General features: G+C 40.0%; 16 protein-coding genes and 1 pseudogene. 12 read left to right on the top strand and 5 right to left on the bottom strand.

All coding sequences use genetic code 11. The features are described from left to right. Positions 1-14: 14 nt before the first annotated feature. The 5 genes from C427_RS04760 (at position 15) to C427_RS04780 (ending at position 7180) form a co-directional block, all read left to right on the top strand. Positions 15-1082, top strand: a complete 1068-nt coding sequence (locus tag C427_RS04760) for an NADP-dependent oxidoreductase (protein WP_007636895.1) — start codon at positions 15-17, stop codon at positions 1080-1082. A gap of 28 nt (positions 1083-1110) precedes the next feature. Then, positions 1111-1719, top strand: coding sequence for a glutathione S-transferase family protein (locus C427_RS04765; protein WP_007636897.1), 609 nt, complete (start codon positions 1111-1113; stop codon positions 1717-1719). Positions 1720-2320: 601 nt separating this feature from the next. Next, complete coding sequence (locus C427_RS04770) at positions 2321-2950, top strand: DNA-J related domain-containing protein (protein WP_007636901.1); 630 nt, start codon at positions 2321-2323, stop codon at positions 2948-2950. 620 nt (positions 2951-3570) lie between these two features. Next, the gene (locus C427_RS04775; protein ID WP_007636903.1) at positions 3571-4797 is read left to right on the top strand and encodes a threonine/serine exporter family protein; all 1227 of its coding nucleotides are present in this window, start codon (positions 3571-3573) and stop codon (positions 4795-4797) included. A gap of 451 nt (positions 4798-5248) precedes the next feature. Continuing rightward, positions 5249-7180 (top strand): DNA topoisomerase III, encoded by a 1932-nt coding sequence (locus C427_RS04780; protein ID WP_007636905.1) that lies wholly within the window; start codon positions 5249-5251, stop codon positions 7178-7180. Between the two features lie 166 nt (positions 7181-7346). Here the strand turns inward: C427_RS04780 and C427_RS04785 are convergent, their stop codons facing one another. From C427_RS04785 to C427_RS26195, 4 genes are all read right to left on the bottom strand, one after another. Next, positions 7347-8351, bottom strand: a complete 1005-nt coding sequence (locus C427_RS04785; protein WP_007636906.1) for a YhdH/YhfP family quinone oxidoreductase — start codon at positions 8349-8351, stop codon at positions 7347-7349. A 314-nt stretch (positions 8352-8665) separates the two neighbouring features. After that, positions 8666-9136, bottom strand: coding sequence for an FKBP-type peptidyl-prolyl cis-trans isomerase (locus C427_RS04790; RefSeq protein WP_007636908.1), 471 nt, complete (start codon positions 9134-9136; stop codon positions 8666-8668). 340 nt (positions 9137-9476) lie between these two features. Beyond that, a complete protein-coding gene (locus C427_RS04795; RefSeq protein WP_007636912.1) occupies positions 9477-10775 on the bottom strand; it encodes an MFS transporter in 1299 nt (432 codons plus the stop codon). A gap of 462 nt (positions 10776-11237) precedes the next feature. Then, a complete protein-coding gene (locus C427_RS26195) occupies positions 11238-11462 on the bottom strand; it encodes a hypothetical protein (RefSeq protein WP_162471182.1) in 225 nt (74 codons plus the stop codon). Positions 11463-11752: 290 nt separating this feature from the next. On the opposite strand from C427_RS26195, the gene C427_RS04800 reads away from it, so the two are divergent. Then, complete coding sequence (locus tag C427_RS04800) at positions 11753-12799, top strand: metal-dependent hydrolase (protein WP_007636918.1); 1047 nt, start codon at positions 11753-11755, stop codon at positions 12797-12799. Between the two features lie 504 nt (positions 12800-13303). Then, a complete protein-coding gene (locus tag C427_RS04805) occupies positions 13304-13510 on the top strand; it encodes a hypothetical protein (protein ID WP_226991103.1) in 207 nt (68 codons plus the stop codon). 297 nt (positions 13511-13807) lie between these two features. Here C427_RS04805 and C427_RS04815 read toward each other — a convergent pair whose 3' ends face one another. Then, positions 13808-14989, bottom strand: a complete 1182-nt coding sequence (locus tag C427_RS04815; RefSeq protein ID WP_007636925.1) for a multidrug effflux MFS transporter — start codon at positions 14987-14989, stop codon at positions 13808-13810. A gap of 130 nt (positions 14990-15119) precedes the next feature. Here C427_RS04815 and C427_RS04820 point away from each other — a divergent pair. The 5 genes and pseudogenes from C427_RS04820 to C427_RS04835 all read left to right on the top strand — a co-directional run bounded on the left by C427_RS04820 (position 15120) and on the right by C427_RS04835 (position 17728). Beyond that, a pseudogene (locus tag C427_RS04820) lies at positions 15120-16069 on the top strand (LysR family transcriptional regulator). 121 nt (positions 16070-16190) lie between these two features. Then, positions 16191-16505 (top strand): DUF2956 domain-containing protein, encoded by a 315-nt coding sequence (locus C427_RS04830; protein WP_007636930.1) that lies wholly within the window; start codon positions 16191-16193, stop codon positions 16503-16505. A 154-nt stretch (positions 16506-16659) separates the two neighbouring features. Continuing rightward, positions 16660-16836 carry a hypothetical protein gene (locus tag C427_RS26200; RefSeq protein ID WP_007636932.1) on the top strand — a complete coding sequence of 59 codons (177 nt, stop codon included), beginning with the start codon at positions 16660-16662 and terminating at the stop codon, positions 16834-16836. A gap of 48 nt (positions 16837-16884) precedes the next feature. After that, positions 16885-17007, top strand: coding sequence for a hypothetical protein (locus tag C427_RS28100; RefSeq protein WP_007636934.1), 123 nt, complete (start codon positions 16885-16887; stop codon positions 17005-17007). A 94-nt stretch (positions 17008-17101) separates the two neighbouring features. Further along, positions 17102-17728 (top strand): hypothetical protein, encoded by a 627-nt coding sequence (locus tag C427_RS04835; protein ID WP_007636936.1) that lies wholly within the window; start codon positions 17102-17104, stop codon positions 17726-17728. Positions 17729-17845: the final 117 nt, after the last annotated feature.

Consider the following 17845-nt stretch of genomic DNA (forward strand, 5'->3'; position numbering starts at 1 on the left):
ATAGGACAGCTAGTATGACAAATGTAAATCAACATCATTCGTCGGTTCAAAGTGTGCAGGTTAATCGACAGTGGACCTTAGCGAATCGTCCGGTGGGTGCGCCAACGTTAGGTAACTTTAATTTTGTAGAAAGTAACAAGCCAAGCCCGCAGTCTGGGGAGGTTTTATTACGTACGGTTTTCTTATCCCTTGATCCTTACATGCGCGGTCGCATGAATGATGCCAAGTCCTACGCAGAACCTGTCGCCATTGATGCCGTCATGCTCGGTGGTACGGTTTGCCGCGTAGAAGAATCGAATCATCCTGACTATAGCTTAGGGGAGTGGGTTGTTTCATCTTCGGGTTGGCAAGATTATGCTATTTCCGATGGCGTCAACCTATTAAAACTAGGCAAAAATCCCACTCAACCTTCTTATGCTTTAGGTGTAATGGGAATGCCAGGTTTAACTGCTTATATGGGGTTGCTGGATATTGGTCAACCCAAAGCTGGCGAAACGGTTGTTGTTGCGGCGGCGACGGGTGCGGTAGGAAGTTTGGTTGGTCAAATTGCCAAGCTAAAAGGCTGCAAAGTAGTGGGTATCGCTGGTACCGATGAAAAGTGCCGTTCAGCTGTAGAAGATTTGGGGTTTGATATTTGCTTAAACCATAAATCAGCAGATTTAGGGCAGCAATTAGCTAAGGCCTGCGATGCCGGTATAGATGTTTACTTTGAAAATGTCGGTGGCAAAGTGTTTGATGCGGTGCTGCCGCTATTAAAGACTTGTGCACGCGTGCCAGTATGTGGATTGATTTCTCAATACAATGCGATTGATTTGCCGCAAGGACCAGACCGTATGTTTATGCTGATGGGTAACCTACTATTCAAGCGTATTAGGATGCAGGGCTTTATTGTTTTTGATGATTATGGTCATCGATATAATGAATTTAGACAAGAGATGTCGCAGTGGTTAAAAGAAGAGAAAATCACTTATCGTGAGGACTTAGTCAAAGGCTTAGAAAATACAGTTGAGTCTTTCATCGGTTTATTGGAAGGCAAAAACTTCGGCAAGCTTGTGATGCGCGTCGGTCCTGACGAATTGTAATTGATAACGAATTTTAAAGAGAAATATTATGTTAACAGTACGCCATTTAAATAAGTCTCGTTCTAAACGCGTATTGTGGTTGTTAGAAGAGCTTGAAATGCCTTACCAACGAGTTGATCATCTACGTGATGCACAAACCAATTTAGCACCTGCAAGTTTGAAAGCAGTTCATTCACTGAGTAAAGCGCCCATTATTGTTGACGGTGACATTACCTTGTGCGAGTCCAGTACAATAATGGAATATATTTTAGATCAAGACGTTGAAAAACGCTTACGACCCGAAAAAGGCACCAAAGAATATTATCAATATTTAGAATGGTCACACTTTGCCGAAGGTTCGTTGGCATTGCCCGTGATGTTTACCTTATTTATGAGCATGGAAACGCGCAGCGGCGACCAAAAGATGGACGGTTATATTGCTAAAGAAGTTGCTTTAGACTTTGGCTATATTGAATCCACATTGGCTGAGCGCGATTATTTTGCAGGGGATGAATTCACAGCAGCCGATATTATGATGCAAATCATGTTAGAAATTGCAGCTAGTCTTGGCTTGCTAAAAGGCAGAGGTAAAACTTTGGCTTATTTGGCAAAAGTCCAAGAGCGCGCTGCTTACAAGAAGGCTGCGAGCCTTGGCTAAATATTAGTAAGCTGCCAATATTTAGACTCTAAAGTTTTTATCTCAGCTTCCCATCTGCAGATTTAATTCGTTTATTTGAAACCCGCTTAAAAGCGGGTTTTTGTTTCATTGAGTCCGGGACATACTACTTAAGACCTTAAATTCACAGATTTCCAATTATTATCGACTGGCTTAAGAGCCATAAGCAACCTATGCCATGGATTGCTGCCCCATTTTCTATTAACAGTCGTTTGGGTATTTTTACTTATAAGTGTTTTCTAACTGTCAGTTAATAAAACCTACACCCCACCACTTCAGCGCCTATTGCACCCAACAGGTATTGGCTTTATGCTTTTTATACTCATTGTATTTCTCATTGCTTAGCCGCAATTTGAAAGCATGATGTGATGTGGACATAGGCAATATTTTGACTTCATGGATACAAATAAAACACCACAGTTATGGTTGAAATTATGGTGTATGCTTTGTTCACTTCTGGGTTTGCAAGTGAAACTATCGCTACCGATTTTTATAGTGAATACGACAGAATGGGGTCGCCATATGCAACCAGAGTCTTTAGATAAATGAACGTTACCATACAAAGTTTGATGGGGAGAATTGATTGCAACACGCCCTTAACGAACAACAAACATTATTACACGATGCACTTGTTACCTTCCGACCAGAGTTTGAAAGGGGGATCAGGGAGTATGACCTGATCAATGCCTTGAAAAGTCCGCCTTATTTAGTCTTCGATGAAAATGCTCTGGGTGACGCTTTGGCGATGTTTCAAACACATTTTGTGTTGTTTAACTGCCTTTATCTGTTGAAGAATAAATGGCGCGAAAAAAAAATAGGGCAGCTAGACATTGGGCTGACGCGTATTACCTTACTCCCTATTTTGGAGTCTGAGGCCAATATTCGAACAGAAGACCCGCTTGCTAACTACTACTTAGATTGGAGTAATTTAAGCTCTACCAATGAATATGACGTTGCAACCTTGTTAGACAGCTTTTGGCAAAAAATGGCAGGGGCTGATTTACATACCAGTATATCTGGGGCAGAACTCAATCGAGCCTGTATTACCATGAAAATTGATTCGTTAAAGGATATGAACTTATCTGAGCTTAAGCAGCAGTATCGAAAACTACAGCATGAAAACCACCCCGATAAAGGAGGCAGGATTGACGTCTCTCAATCAATATTGCAGGCTTACACTCAACTGCGTAGATATATTACCGCCAACAGTTAACATCAACATCTTCTTTTTAAGCAAGTAATACAAATGGGCATAAAAGTGGCATTTCAATGGACTGCAACTTACTCATTTCGGTATTGTTGGAAACAGAAAATTGTAAATTTTAGTCATCCAAGTCTGCAAATTTCTGGAGCTTAATAGGTTTTAATGTTGGATATGTTTTGTATCTATTGTTAACAGACCTGAATCGCATACTTCATTATGGTTAAGACCCATCCATGTTTTTACATCACTTAACTTATATTATTGTAAACCTATCGAATGAACGTTGTCTTAAAAAATCAAATCTAGTTAGTCTTTAGTTATGGAAATCCAGAATATGATGGTGGCAGCAGTTGATAATTTGTATTGACTATGCCAAGAAATACGATGCGGTCAGCTACTATTTTATAGCGAAGGATTAAGACTATTTTTTGTTAAGGAAATGTTGTTATAAAGTCTTTCTAGAGTGAAGTTTATTCATTAGTTATTCTAATCTAAATGGTCAAGAAATGTTCGTTGTGCCTAGTGCGTTCTATCAATAGAATCCGCGCCTTGATTATCACCGTTGTATATGCATTTGGGGTTTACAGCATCCCTCGGCATTAGCTAATTTTTAAAGTAGTAGTAGAGAAATGGACAAGTTAGAGTTTATTCAAATACGTCGTTTTATCCTTAAACTGGGTAAAATGTTGCACAAGTACGGTTCACCATCGTTTCGTTTGGAAGCCTATTTAACTGAAATTGCTACGCATTTTGGCTTGCATGCATCTTTTAACTCTACACCTACCACTTTAACGATTGTGCTGTGGAGTGATCACCATGAAGATGAATATAACCATTCTGCGCGCATGCAACCGGGTGAACTAGACATGAATTCTTTGTCTCGGACTGACGAATTGGCACATGAATTACTGTCAGGTCAAATATCGCTTATGGAAGCTGATAAGCAATTGACTGAAATTGATGCAATGCCCAGCCCTTATGGTAAAAGTCTAACAGGCATGGCTTTTAGCTTGTCTACCAGCGCATTCGCCATGCTGATGGGAGCAGGTTGGTCGGAAATTATATATTCTGGTTTGTTGGGCTTTATGGTCTACATGTGGACTTTATGGGCACTGCGTTCAAAACGGGTTAGCTTAATGTTGGAGCCTGTGGCTTCTTTTACTGTAGGCCTCGTGGCGTGTGCTATTAACCATTATTCAGCATCAGGATTGAACATCTGGCTGATTATTCTTTCCTCTTTAATTATATTAGTGCCTGGTTTGTCATTAACCATGGGATTAGCTGAATTATCTTCTCGTAATATGGTTTCGGGAACCGTCAGGGTAATGGATGCTTGTATGCAGTTATTTAAACTGTATTTTGGTGCTTTTTTAGGGGTGAGTCTGGGCTATCAATTATTTGGTCAACAAGAGCTAGCAATGGCGGCTACACTACCATTTTGGGTCAACTGGCTGGGTGTATTTATGCTGAGTGTGGGTTTGGTCGCGATATTTCGTACTCGCATGAAACATGTGCCCTGGGCAATAACCTCAACCTTTATTGCTTACTCCGCATCTACTTGGAGCTCTGGTTTTCTGGAGAACGGGCTGGGCGCTTTTGTGGGTGCATTTGCACTTGGCGTGTTTGCTAATATGTTTTCACGTATTGCTAATGCACCCTCTACCATAGTTGCTATGCCCGGTTTGATTGTGTTGGTTCCAGGTTCAAAAACCTATATTGGACTGAATTCGTTTATCTCAGGCCAAGATATTATCAAGACTGATCACATAGGCCAGGAAACCTTCTTGATCTTAATGTCGCTGGTGGCAGGGTTAATATTCGCTAACGTAGTAATGCCCACCAGAAAAGCGCTGTGACATAAGGCTTATTGTTACACTCTAAATTAAAATAATTTAAACCACCGAGGACAACGAGGAAAAGAAATTACACAGCACTGAAACGATCTAAGTTCCCATTTATTTAATGGAACCTAGTTATGATCTTTGTCTTTCCTCTGTGGTAGAAAAAATCTTTAGTCTTTGCTTTTTCTCTGCGCGCGGCATCCTTAAAATCAAAAGAATTTAAACCACCGAGGACAACGAGGACACAGAGGAAAAGAAATAACACAGTACTGAAACGATCTAAGTTCCCATTTATTTAATGGAACCTAGTTATGATCTTTGTCTTTCCTCTGTGTGCGGCACCAGGTTTATGCTGCCTCTTTGATTTCTGTGGTAGATAGCTTTTTGTTTTAGTCACAGAGAGCATAAAACCTTGCCGAAAAAACAAAAACACACTACTGTATAAAAAAACACGTTAATTGATTGTATGCGCCTTTTTATTGCCGAAAAACCCAGTTTAGGTCGTGCCATTGCCGATGTATTACCCAAGCCTCATAAAAAAGGTGATGGGTACATTACTGCGGCTAATGGCGACACAGTGAGTTGGTGTATTGGGCATTTACTCGAACAACAACAACCAGAGGCTTACGACCCAGCTTTTAAAAAGTGGAACCATGAACATCTGCCTATTATTCCCCAGCAGTGGCAGCTTGCAGTGAAAAAGAATACAGCCAAACAACTGGGAGTGTTACGCACCTTGGTTAAGCAAGCTGAGCAACTCATTCACGCTGGCGATCCTGATAGGGAAGGTCAGTTGCTGGTTGACGAAGTGATTAATTTCTTAGGGGTAACTGGCGCCAAAAAAGACAGTATTCAGCGCTGTTTAATTAATGATTTAAATCCCTCTGCAGTAAAGCAATCCCTAAGTAAATTGCGTAGTAATCGAGAATTTATCCCCTTGTCTACTTCTGCTCTGGCTCGCTCTCGAGCTGACTGGTTATACGGTATAAATCTGACTCGTGCCTACACCCTTCAAGGTCAAAAAGTGGGGTATAAAGGCGTGTTATCGGTGGGCCGAGTACAAACACCTCTGTTGGGTTTAGTGGTGCGACGCGATAACGCAATAGAAGCCTTTGTTAGCAAAGCATTCTATGAAGTATGGGCATGCTTAGAAACAGAAAAAGGGGAGCATTTTAAAGCTAAGTGGCAACCTAGTGAGCAGTGTGCCAAGTACCTTGATGAGCAAGGCCGAAATTTATCCCAAGCGTTAGCACAGAACGTTGCCGGGCGCATAAGCCAGCAACCGGCACAAGTAAAAAAACTGAAACGTGAGCATAAAAAACCAGCACCGCCACTGCCTTATAATTTGTCATCTTTACAAATAGATGCCAGTAAAGCCTTTGGTTTGAGTGCCCAACAGGTGTTGGATATTTGCCAGGGTTTATATGAACGCCACAAACTCATTACGTATCCTCGCTCAGATTGTCGTTATTTACCTCTTAGTCATTTTGTTGAGGCGAAAGATGTGCACGCTGCCATTTTGAGCAATAGCCAACATTTGGGTCAACAAGGTAGTCTATTTAGTCAAACCCAGTTTGATTTAAAGCGCAAATCAAAAGCTTGGAATGATAAAAAAGTAGATGCTCACCATGCCATTATTCCCACTAAAAAAACCAGCAATCATCTTTCTGGTAACGATGCCAAGGTGTATGCATTAATCTGCCGAAATTATCTAGCGCAATTTTTAGGTGAGCACCAGTATCATGCCGTACGCGTTGAAGTAGAGATTGCTTTGGGTTTATTTGTCGCAGTGGCTAAAGAGCTGATAGAAGACGGTTGGCGGTCTATCTTTATCCAGCGCAGTAAAAGCCATAACCAAGATAACAACAACGAAACAGAGCAGCTATTACCCCGTTTAAATCTTGGGCAACACCTTAAATCATTACAGGCAGAAGTATTAGAAAAGCATACCTCACCACCTAAAGCCTATACCGATGCAAGTTTATTAGCCGCCATGACAGGAATTAGTGCTCATGTTAGCGATCCCCAACTCCGAAAAATACTGCGCGATACCGACGGCTTAGGCACCGAGGCAACCAGAGCAGGTATTATAGAACTATTATTTTCACGAGGTTTTTTGTCGCGTACGGGGAAAACCATTACCTCAACTTCGAGTGGCAGGGGGTTGATCGAAGCTTTGCCCGATGTGGCCACGTATCCGGATATGACTGCCCGTTGGGAGTCTGAGCTATCTGCTATAAGCGAAGGAAGAAGTCAATATAAAAAATTAATGAGCCCGCTGCAGGAGCAACTTAAAGAACTTGTGGTACAAAGCCGTGAAGTGTTGCCAAAAGGTTTGTCGGGTTTAGGTAAACCGCGTTTTGCAAAGAAACGTAGAGCTAGTACTAAGCGTAAATAGGTTGTTTGTATTAATAAACTGAGTTGGGATATATGCACGCTATCAGCCTCAGCATTCACATTAGAATAATCGTCAGCCTTTTATAAGTTGAAAAGCAGAAGAGACACATACAGTGTCTCTTCTGCTTTTCGCTAACAACAAATTAGCCCTTGTGACTTTTAATGTTCTAATTTTTTAGATTGACCAAATAACGACCCACAACCTTAGCTTGAATAAAGCGCTTCAGATATTCTGGCGTTTGTTCTAATGGTATTTCTTCACATAGATTTTGTAAGTTTGGAAGCTTCATATCGCTGGCGACTCGATGCCAAATATGTTGTTTATCGCTAAGTGGGATATATACCGAATCCACACCAAGTAAAGATACACCTCTGATAATAAACGGAAATACAGTGGAAGAAAATGAATCAGAAGCCGCGAGTCCGCATGCTGATACGCCGCCACCAGATTTAATTTGTTTTAATAGGTTACTTAGATAATCGCCCCCTAAGGTATCTATTCCATGAGCCCATCTTTCTTTACCCATCGGTAAATCGGCTGCTTCGTTGAGCACATCACGATGCAATACTTCATCGGCACCAATAGACTTTAAATACTCGGTTTGTTCAGGTTTACCTGAAAAAGCTACCACGCTGTAACCTAATTGTTTGAGCAGGGCGATACTGATACTGCCCACACCACCCGTTGAGCCTGTCACTGCAACAGGACCATCTTCAGGGCTTGCGCCCATTTTTTCTAATTTTTGGATACAAAGAGCCGCCGTTAAACCGCCTGTTCCGTAGCTCATAGCCTCTTTTAAAGATAAATTTTCTGGGCGTTTAATTGCCCATTTTGCGGGGATGGATATCATCTGTCCTAATCCACCTGGTGTATTCATTCCCAAATCATAACCAAATACCAGCACTTCATCTCCGGGGGTAAATGTGCCAGAATTATCGCGAACCACGATGCCCGCTGCATCTATACCTGGTGTATGAGGAAAGTGAGCGCTAACTCGTTTGTTGCCACTAGCAGATAAAGCATCTTTGTAATTCAATGAAGAGTAATGAACGTTAACGAGTAAATCATTCTCAGGTAAGTCACTTACCAAGCGATTGACTATATTCAACGTAAATTGTTTGTTGGCTGTTTCTTCTACCAGCAAAGCTTTAAAAGTATTTAGCTCAGACATAGGTGCAAGTTTCCATGATGATTAATGTGAAGATTACTTTAACAAATAGCGATTGTTACGGCTAGAATTGTTGAATACGATCTGATGATGAACAGCTGATGCGGATAACATGTATGGATATAGGGATAAGTAGGATAAGTAGGATAAGTAGGATTATTGTCACACGACTTTTCAGTCGTGAATGAGATACCTGATAATGCAACTATAGCGACTTTCAATATGAACTCTAAGCAGTGTAGGTACTTAGCGAAAATTGTTAATCAAGCTTCAATAAAACATTCTTTTAGCCATCACATCGACAGGTACCTGCCCCATTATCTGATCTCTAAAAGCTCAACTTCAAAGATAAGCAAGGAACCAGAGGTTATTTTCCCCGTTGAACTGTTGCCATAGCCTAAATCAGATGGAACAAAAAATTTAAACTTATCACCCTCAACCATTAATTGAACCCCTTCGGTCCAACCTTTGATTACTTGATTTAAAGAAAAACTGATTGGTTGACCACGGTCTACTGAGCTATCAAATATGGTGCCGTCTAATAACGTACCATGGTAATGCACTTTTACCGTTGTGCTGGCACTTGGGTGTTTGCTGCCTTCACCTTTTTGTAATACTTGATATTGCAAACCAGAAGCCGTTTGAATCACATCTTGGTTAGCTTTGTTTTTTGCTAAGAAATCTTTTCCTATCGCAATATTTTCAATCGCTTCTTTTTTATTAACTGAGCTTCTAGCAAAATAGAATATCGCCAATGCAATCACTACAGCTAAAATAATATATTTCATAATTTGTCCTATTAATGTTTATAGATTTGTATTCTAACACTCGAATTTTCTGGAGGGTGAGTTTAGTCTGTAGCGTAAAGTAAAATAATACAATTTCTTGAATGAGTGGTTGAAGCGTTTGGAAATAAATTATCACCTTTGCCGCGAACTCAATTGCTGATGTCATAAAAATTTGCTGAACGTAAACAGAAACTATTCAGTTATGTTTAGATTAAAAATTGAAGTGAGCATACATAACAACTTTTAATCGAACTGAAGAAAACGTAATCGACCTGAAAAAAACCTTGCGCAAATCACCGTCGATGAGCAACCAAACTCACAAAGCAAAAAAAATTGATGATCAAGCTCTATTAGGTTCATGACTTTCACTGCGATGCTCTTCTGCTGGATCTAGAACCTCTTCTGATTCTGGATGCATAGGCAGTACATTCGATGATGTGCGAACCATCGCGACGTAATGACTTTCATGGTCTTCTGGAACTTCAACAATGCGCGAACGCAGTAATTGTATGCTAAGAACCACGCTAAAGATTGCTAAAACGAACAGGTAATAAGTGGGTAGTGCGCCAGCACCCATGTACTCCAATGTAAATCCAGCAATGGTTGGCCCAACAAACGATCCCAAACCGTAGATCATCAAAAGGCAACTGGAACCCGCTACTAGATGATCCTTGTTGATGCGTTCCACGAGATGTACTACTGAAATGGGGTATATAGCTAATACTAGGCCGCAAAAAATGGCTGACAACCCCGTAATTAGACCTCGTTCAACGACATAAAACTGAGCACTCAGAGCCATAGCTAATGCCAATAGACTGCCAAGTATAAAAGTAAATAAAATGACACGTCGACGATCCATATAATCGGACCAACGGCCAACCGGATATTGCAATAAAGCACCCCCGAGGATAGAAAGTGAGATAAAGGCAGCGAGTTCATTTTCGGTATAACCCAAGCCACTCACAAATAATGGTGTTAGGCCCCAAAAAGGTCCCATGATCAATCCAGACACTAAGCAGCCCGTTACTGCAACAGGAGCAGCATCAAATACTTTTCGAATACTCATAGACGGCATATCAACATCCACAATGGGTTGTTGTAGTCTGGTCCAAGAAATCGGCATTATTGCGGCTGTGACAAGCAGGCTAGCGACTATGAAAAGTGTATAACCAGTAGCATTGTCGATAAGCAGAAGTTGTTGGGAGGCAGCAACAGCTAATAGGTTGATAAGGGTATAGATAGAAAATACGCGGCTTCTGTAGTCATCTTGTGTTTGACCATTTAACCAACTCTCGACCACGGTATACATAGCAAATACGCCAAAGCCAGTAGCAAACCGAATAATCAGCCACGCATATGGAGAAACAACCAAGGCATAAGCCAACGTGCAACAGCCGAGTAAGGCAGTGCAGAATGTAAAGCATCGGATATGACCCATGCGCTTGATCATCTTCGAAGCCATCAAAGTAGCAATGAAGGCGCCTAAAAAATAGACTGATGTAAGGACACCTAAAAATTTACCTGAAAAACCCTCTGCAATTCCGCGCAGTATCAACAGAGTGCTCAGTAAACTGTTGCCCAATAACAGCAAAAAAATAGCCAAAAATAAGGCCATGATGGAAACAAGAATTGAACGCATGAGGTTTTCGATGAACTTTTGAAATGGTTAGCGGGCGGATTATAGTCGAACAACTTTATTCGTAAACAACTCTTTTTATGGATTTTGATTAAGCTGAGCGCGATGCTTTGGATTGATGTTTTTTTTGGAATGTTTCTATACAATTACTCAACTATTTATACTTAAGTGACGTTGCGGATATTTGGGTTGTAAATCGATTATTTAACAGTATATTTCTTATTTAAATCAAAGGCTAAAGGTTGTGAATGATTACCATAGAAATTACCACACCGATATTTTTGTTGTTAGCTGGTTTCATATAGCGATATCTATTTTCAGCAATAAAATATATGAAAAAGAGATAACGCTTAAAATAAAAAACAAATGATGGGTAATGCATGTTCATTTTACCCAATTATTAATATTGGGGTAATGTCGATAGCGGACAGAAAACTAAGCAGTAGTCTGGTGGAGTTTGTATGTTTAAGGGGTGGGAATACCCAAGTTCAGTAAGCGATCGTAGTTAAGCCGAGAATAGATGATCTTGCGCGGCGGCAATAACGGTCGTTTTACCACTACGCCATCAGGCTCGAATGTGAAAACAATATCTGGGCAATCTATGATCACGATAGACAAATTATTGATCTTAAATGAATGACCTGTGAGTTTTAAGAATTCACGGAACCCAAGAAAATATTTATTGTTCAACCACTGCTCCTAGTTTGCTGTGACTCAAGATATTGAATGCAGTTTAAGCAATAATTTGTCATTTAAAATCACATATAGTTCATTCTTTGCGTCAATTTAATTTTTGCAGGCTGTATTTTGCCCAACACAAATGATGCAAAATAAACCTAAAGTGTCATCATTGTGTAAGATGGGTTATTGGAACCACTTTGATTGATGATAAAGAAATGCATGACTTAACTGGTCTAGACTTGATAGTTAACTCGTAGTAGACAATCAATAATAATAATAGTTAAGAATGCAAGGGCAGTATGGATTCATTAACACAAGTAGTATTGGGAGGTGCGGTTGGTTATGCGGTACTAGGCAACAAAGTCGGGCGAAAAGCCGCAGTTTACGGTGCCATTTTAGGTACTTTACCTGACTTAGATGTGTTTATGCCTTATGGCGGTGAAGTAGAAGCTTTTACTTACCATCGCGGCTTTAGCCATTCTCTATTAGTGCACTTGCTAATCAGCCCGCTGATAGTCTGGCTAATAACGACTTATCATCACACAACTGCAGTGTATAAGAAACACTGGTTTTGGTTGGTTTTTTTGTGCTTATCTACGCATGCTGTTTTGGATAGTTTCACCGTCTACGGTACTCAATTGTTATGGCCTATCACTGAGTATCCCTTTGCAGTATCAAATTTGTTTATCATTGACCCTATGTATACTTTGCCTCTATTGATCGCTTTTATTGCTGTTCTGTTACCCAATATTAAGCCCTCAATTGCATCGACAATTAATCTATTTGCAATAGCCATAAGTAGCCTTTATGTATGCTGGTCTTTGGCGGCAAAGGTTTATATAGACGAAAAAGTAGCAATAGCGCTTAACGATAGGCAAATTCAAGCTAATCATTATTTGAGTTCACCTGCACCGCTATCCACATTACTTTGGCGGATATTAGTGATGTCGGATGGCGAGTATTATGAGGGGTATGTATCTGTTTTTGATTCGGCATCTGATGTTAGTTTAGATGTTTATCATTCCTCAGATTACCTGCTCGATAATATCCAAGATGACTGGAGTGTGCAGCGACTGCAATGGTTCACTAAAGGATTTTATTCAGTCAAGCAGGATAAGCAGAATATCGTGCTCTCTGACTTGCGTATGGGGGCAGAGTGTAGCTATGTTTTCAACTTTATTGTTGGCGAGCAATCAAACAATGGGGTTATCAGCAGTGATGTTAAGAAGTTCAGTGTTCGGCCAGAATTAAGTCAGATTGGCAGTATTTGGGATCGAATTTTGGACCCTTCTATTTCATTAACTCCAGATAAAGAAAACGGGGTGTGTGCAACTAACCAAAATTGATTTTATGGGATAGTAGTATGCATGTTGATGTTTGGTCAATATCTCCAATAGCATGAGATATAGACGGGGAATGTCAAATTAGTTCCGCTAATTAATCAATGTTGTAAAAGCTCATAATGCCCATCTTCGTAACGAGGCACCTTATATTTAGGTTGGAAAAAGTGATTATCTTATGCCTAACTCTACTGCCGATGCTGGCAAGCAAGTGTTGATTACTGGTGGGGCATTGGGATTGGATAACGTGATGTTAATTTTTTCTTCGATAGGACACTCTTAACAAGCTTTGAGGCAATTGATTTAGCTGTAATTGCTTATTACTGTTGGCGTTCTTTGCGGAGTATATTTATAAGTTGGTCAGAGACCTTGGAAAAGAGGAATATGACGTTCAGTCCAGATTAAAATTAACTGAAGACAAAATGCTGGAGCGGTAACAACTGGCATACAAGAATGTTGAGCGAAGCAGCATCAGTCAAATCATGTTATTGCTAGCTTTGGGTATTTTAGGTGCATTTCTTGGGGGGCGAAAGTACTGCCGATTTTGCTTCAGTCGCAATAGAAGAAATAAGACTCAATGGAATCGTCGCAGCAATTATCCTAGCCGTTTTTGCTGGCATGAGTGAATACGTCACAATGTGGACATCCCATCGTAAAAAAGAGTACGGAATAGCCTTGGCTAATGCCTTTGCGGTATTGCGCAGTTACTATTTTTGATTGTGCCTTTTACGTTTCTTGCCATAGCTTATTATCAGGCATGTGTTAATCCAAGCCATCCCGATTTACCTATTTTGTTTTCGGTGCCTAATGTTTTATTATTAATTTTTCTATTTCCTGCCTTACACACCTTGGCGTCGTTATTAGAAAATGACCATAAAATGACCATACAAGTGACAGTCAAGACACCACCATGATGGTTGCGCTGGTGGGGCTTTTATTAATACTGCTGGTGGCCTAAGGTGCAGCTCTAGGGTAAGTAGTTTGAAGCAAAAACATCAATAGGCCTATTCAGCACTAAATTGGCTCAGCATGGATATGTTTTTTGATCGCCGCTGATTTCCACAACACATAAACAGGAATAAAACTCAGCATCAAAATGCTTAACTGATCAGTGGCACTTATCGGTAACATCTGTAGTAAAAATACCACAAGAGCTGAGCCACTCATTTGGATAAACCCGAGCATGGCCGATGCTGTGCCCGCATTTTGACCAAAAGCACAAAGCGCTTGGCCTGCACATGCACCCATTAACATCGAAAACCCTAAAGAACTCAACATTATCGGCAACATAAAGCCCGTTGGATCCTGCCAGTCACGAAGCGCTAACATTAAAAACCCTGAGCCAATTAAGGTGACCATGCCTGTACCAATCGTTAACCTTGCACCCCAATTTACTAGTATTCTGGGCGCCACTACGCAGCCTATAATATTCAATACTGCATTGATGCTAAACCAATATACAAAGGCTTCTCGGTCCAAACCTAGGGTCACCATCAACCAGGCTGGAGAGCTTGTTACGTATGCCAATATAATCGACATGGATAACATAACAATAATGGAATTAAACAAAAAAACCGGATTAATTAGTACTGCAATGTAGGGCTTAACACTAAAGAGTTGCTTACTGACTAGAGTATTTGTTGGACGGCTTTCTGTCAGTGAAAGCATGATAATAACTCCAGCAATGACGGCATACAGAGCCATGAAATCGAAATTGCTGCGCCAACCAAAGAGCTCTGTTAATACATTACCTAAAATGGGGGCCATGGCAGGAATACAACATATTGCACCGTTGAGATAGCTATACATCATACCACTACGTAGTGCGTCATATCGGTCTCGCACACATGCAAATGCTGCTACAACTATCGCGCAGGCGCCAAGGCCTTGTAATAATCTTGCTGCTAGGAGAAATTCGAAATTATCTGCATTTGCTGCTAATAAAGACGATATCCCATAGATTAAAATTCCCATCATTGCGACGGGCTTTCGACCATACTTGTCTGCCATTGGTCCGCTTATCAACTGCCCAAATCCCATGCTTAATATAAACGCACTAATACTCCACTGCATCTGATTCAATGAAACGGAAAATTCAGAAGCCATAATGGGCAAGGCGGGTAAATAAATATCTATTGCGAGTGGGCTAAAGATAACCATTAATATCAATAAGGGCAGTGGATTCGAGGTTTTCATTAGGCGTCCAATTCTAGTTTAAGAGCATTATACAAACTTAGTGTTATGAGTAAAAATTAATTATCGTTATTCCAATAATTCCAATATGGAATAATGTAAAAAGAAACAATAAAAATGCAGGAGTGATGCAATGACTACACCCCGGCTAAAACTTGATTTAAATCTTTTACAAGTGTTGGCAATATTGATTGAAGAGAAAAACGTTGCCGCTGCTGCTTCGCGTTTAAACCTCAGTCAATCTGCGGTGAGTAAGCATTTGTCGCGTTTACGAGATATGTTCTCTGATCAGCTATTCGAACGCACAGCACAAGGGCTAAAACCCACTCCTCGAGTGATTGAATTAGCATCACAGCTTAGAGGTGTATTACAGCAACTGGAGCAAATTACCCGCCCGGCAGCATTTGAGCCTGCTACCAGCCAAAGGCGATTTAGTATTCATTTGCTTGAAACGGCATATGCGCTTACTTTCCCCTATTTTATGCCTACTTTACTTAATCAGGCACCTAACACCCGCTTAACAACACAAAATTGGAGCCAAGGCAGTTTAAATATGCTGCTGAGTTGCGAGATTGATTTGGGTATTACATGCAGGGAGTGGGATGAGTGTTCGCCGATTCATGTACGAAATATTCCGTCAGAGTTAAATCATGCTGAACTACTCCGTGAAGTACCTGTATGTTTATTGAGAGATGGTCACCCTGCTTCAAGCAAAAATGGGATCTCACCGCGTTTCTTGATTATCGACACATCCAAGTGACATTGGGTGGAATGGAAAGCTGGTTACTAGACGACGCTTTATCTTTGCAAGGGTTAAGTCGAGATCTTGTGATTAATATGACCGATTTTCATAGCGCCATGAGTTTGTGTGAACAAAGTTATCTAGTCCTGTGTGCTCCGGCCAGACACGCGGAAAAGATGGCGCAGCATTTTGACTTAAAAATCAAACAAGTGCCTGTGGAGTTGGAACCCGGTTCTTACATGTTGCTGTGGCATAAACATTTTGAACAAGACTTAAGTCACAAGTGGTTAAGAGAGATGATTACTAACAAAGTGACGCCAATTTATAGCAATACAAGGTAATGACATATGTTATTTGTTGCTCTAGAAATTAATGGTGCCATTAATCTCACAACCAGTAATATCTTAAACAAGCTCATAAACTGCTAATATCTCTGCATAAAATTAAATATGTAATGAAAAAATGAAAAATAAAGTATCTCCTGAAGTTGAAGTACAAGCGATGAAAATGGCCAAAGGCACCCAAAAAATCGGTCAAACCAAAGAGCAAACTAAGTTGGTTGCTCAAGGTATTGAAAAGGGGATTGCTGAATATAAAAAGCAGCAGGGTAAAAAGTTACGTGAAATAGATAAACAACGTAAACAAAAGATAAAACAACGAGAGTTCGACAATACCGAAACCGAAGAAGAGGCACCGAGTCATCATCCTATGCAATATCTACCATGGGTATTGCTGGGGTTAAGCTGGTTAGGTTTTAGCGCTTACATTATTCTGTGACACTTAACACTTAACACTTAAGCCTTTACCTCAAAATAACTGTTCTTATTTTGACCAAATTTGACATCGGTTCTGTTTAGAGTATATTAATTGTATATACGTTGCATAGCGGGTTCGACGCTAGTAAATTTTTTCCTATAAGCATATAAATAAAATGATCAAAAAACAGCGGACTAAGCTAGGAAAAAAAGATAGCCAATTGGTTATCCGCATTAATAGCCAAGAAAGAGACGACTTCGTTGCACTTTGTGAAGACTTAGACACCAGTGCAGCAAGAGAATTAAGAAAATTTATACGCGGCTTTATGGATGAACATAAAGCGGTCAATTAAAACATGCAATTTTGCAATTCTGTAATTTTGCACACAGGAGAAAATAAAATGGCTAAAGCATCAAAAAAAGCAAATAAGATCAAAGATGAGATCAAATTAAGAAAAGCAAAAATGAAAAAACAGGCAAGTAAAATAAGCAAACTTAAAAAAGCGTTGAAGAAGTCAGCCTAACGCTGTTTTTTAAATAAAGGAAAGGGCGGAGAATTACAACGTCCTTTAGACTTCATTTTTTTCTTAAACCCTTCTGAACATTTAGAGCCTTAAAATGACTAAAAAGACCGAAAAAAAATCTGCAAAGAAAGTAACAGTAGAAAAAAACAAAAGTGCAGCTACTTTAAAAGAAGTTAATAATACACTTACGTCGACCAAAAAAGATCTAGAAACTCAAGTAGAAGACTTAAGTGCCCAATTAAAAAAACTGCGCAAAAAATCAGGTAAAAAAGCATCAAAAATGCTTAAAAAATTAGATGCAAGCTATCACCGAAGATTAGTTCATTTGCAAACTGAATTCGAACAAGGACTTGCGACGTTATCAACAGTGCAGGATAAGGTGCTTGAAAGTTTACCCAATATTTTCTCTGTCAAAAGCAGTCCAACTAAAACTGGTGCAGTCAAATCCACTACACCTGTCGCTCTTAAAACTAAAACGCCAATATCAAAACCACGACCTAAACCGCCTGTTAAGACTTCGACCATTGCATCAATCAAAGGCATTGGACCTGTCATGCAAAAAAAGCTAGCTGAACAGGGTATTACGACCCTTGCAGATATTGGAAATACTCCGAAAAGTAAAATTGATACATTAAAACAGTTTGAAAAGGAACGAGGATTTAATACCTGGAAAGAACAGGCAAAGACATTGTTAGCCAATAATGAAGCTAAAAATAGTTAATTGTGAGCAGACTCTCTGTTCCTTTGAATAATAGTTTTTGTTTTTGCCATGATTAAGCTGAATGTTTATTAGGAACAGAGGGCAATGTTGACCTTTATATGTCGCCAATTTATAAAA

It is taken from the genome of Paraglaciecola psychrophila 170, from assembly GCF_000347635.1.
GTDB classification, from domain to species: Bacteria; Pseudomonadota; Gammaproteobacteria; order Enterobacterales; family Alteromonadaceae; genus Paraglaciecola; species Paraglaciecola psychrophila.

What these genes read in the sequence shown, in the direction of transcription:
- C427_RS04775 (WP_007636903.1), top strand. Translation starts at nt 3,571, where the DNA reads ATGGACAAGTTAGAGTTTATTCAAATACGTCGTTTTATCCTTAAACTG.
- C427_RS04815 (WP_007636925.1), bottom strand. Translation starts at nt 14,989, where the DNA reads ATGAAAACCTCGAATCCACTGCCCTTATTGATATTAATGGTTATCTTT.
- C427_RS04835 (WP_007636936.1), top strand. Translation starts at nt 17,102, where the DNA reads ATGACTAAAAAGACCGAAAAAAAATCTGCAAAGAAAGTAACAGTAGAA.
- C427_RS04790 (WP_007636908.1), bottom strand. Translation starts at nt 9,136, where the DNA reads ATGAAATATATTATTTTAGCTGTAGTGATTGCATTGGCGATATTCTAT.
- C427_RS04830 (WP_007636930.1), top strand. Translation starts at nt 16,191, where the DNA reads ATGAAAAATAAAGTATCTCCTGAAGTTGAAGTACAAGCGATGAAAATG.
- C427_RS26200 (WP_007636932.1), top strand. Translation starts at nt 16,660, where the DNA reads ATGATCAAAAAACAGCGGACTAAGCTAGGAAAAAAAGATAGCCAATTG.
- C427_RS04780 (WP_007636905.1), top strand. Translation starts at nt 5,249, where the DNA reads ATGCGCCTTTTTATTGCCGAAAAACCCAGTTTAGGTCGTGCCATTGCC.
- C427_RS04795 (WP_007636912.1), bottom strand. Translation starts at nt 10,775, where the DNA reads ATGCGTTCAATTCTTGTTTCCATCATGGCCTTATTTTTGGCTATTTTT.
- C427_RS04785 (WP_007636906.1), bottom strand. Translation starts at nt 8,351, where the DNA reads ATGTCTGAGCTAAATACTTTTAAAGCTTTGCTGGTAGAAGAAACAGCC.
- C427_RS04765 (WP_007636897.1), top strand. Translation starts at nt 1,111, where the DNA reads ATGTTAACAGTACGCCATTTAAATAAGTCTCGTTCTAAACGCGTATTG.
- C427_RS04760 (WP_007636895.1), top strand. Translation starts at nt 15, where the DNA reads ATGACAAATGTAAATCAACATCATTCGTCGGTTCAAAGTGTGCAGGTT.
- C427_RS28100 (WP_007636934.1), top strand. Translation starts at nt 16,885, where the DNA reads ATGGCTAAAGCATCAAAAAAAGCAAATAAGATCAAAGATGAGATCAAA.
- C427_RS04800 (WP_007636918.1), top strand. Translation starts at nt 11,753, where the DNA reads ATGGATTCATTAACACAAGTAGTATTGGGAGGTGCGGTTGGTTATGCG.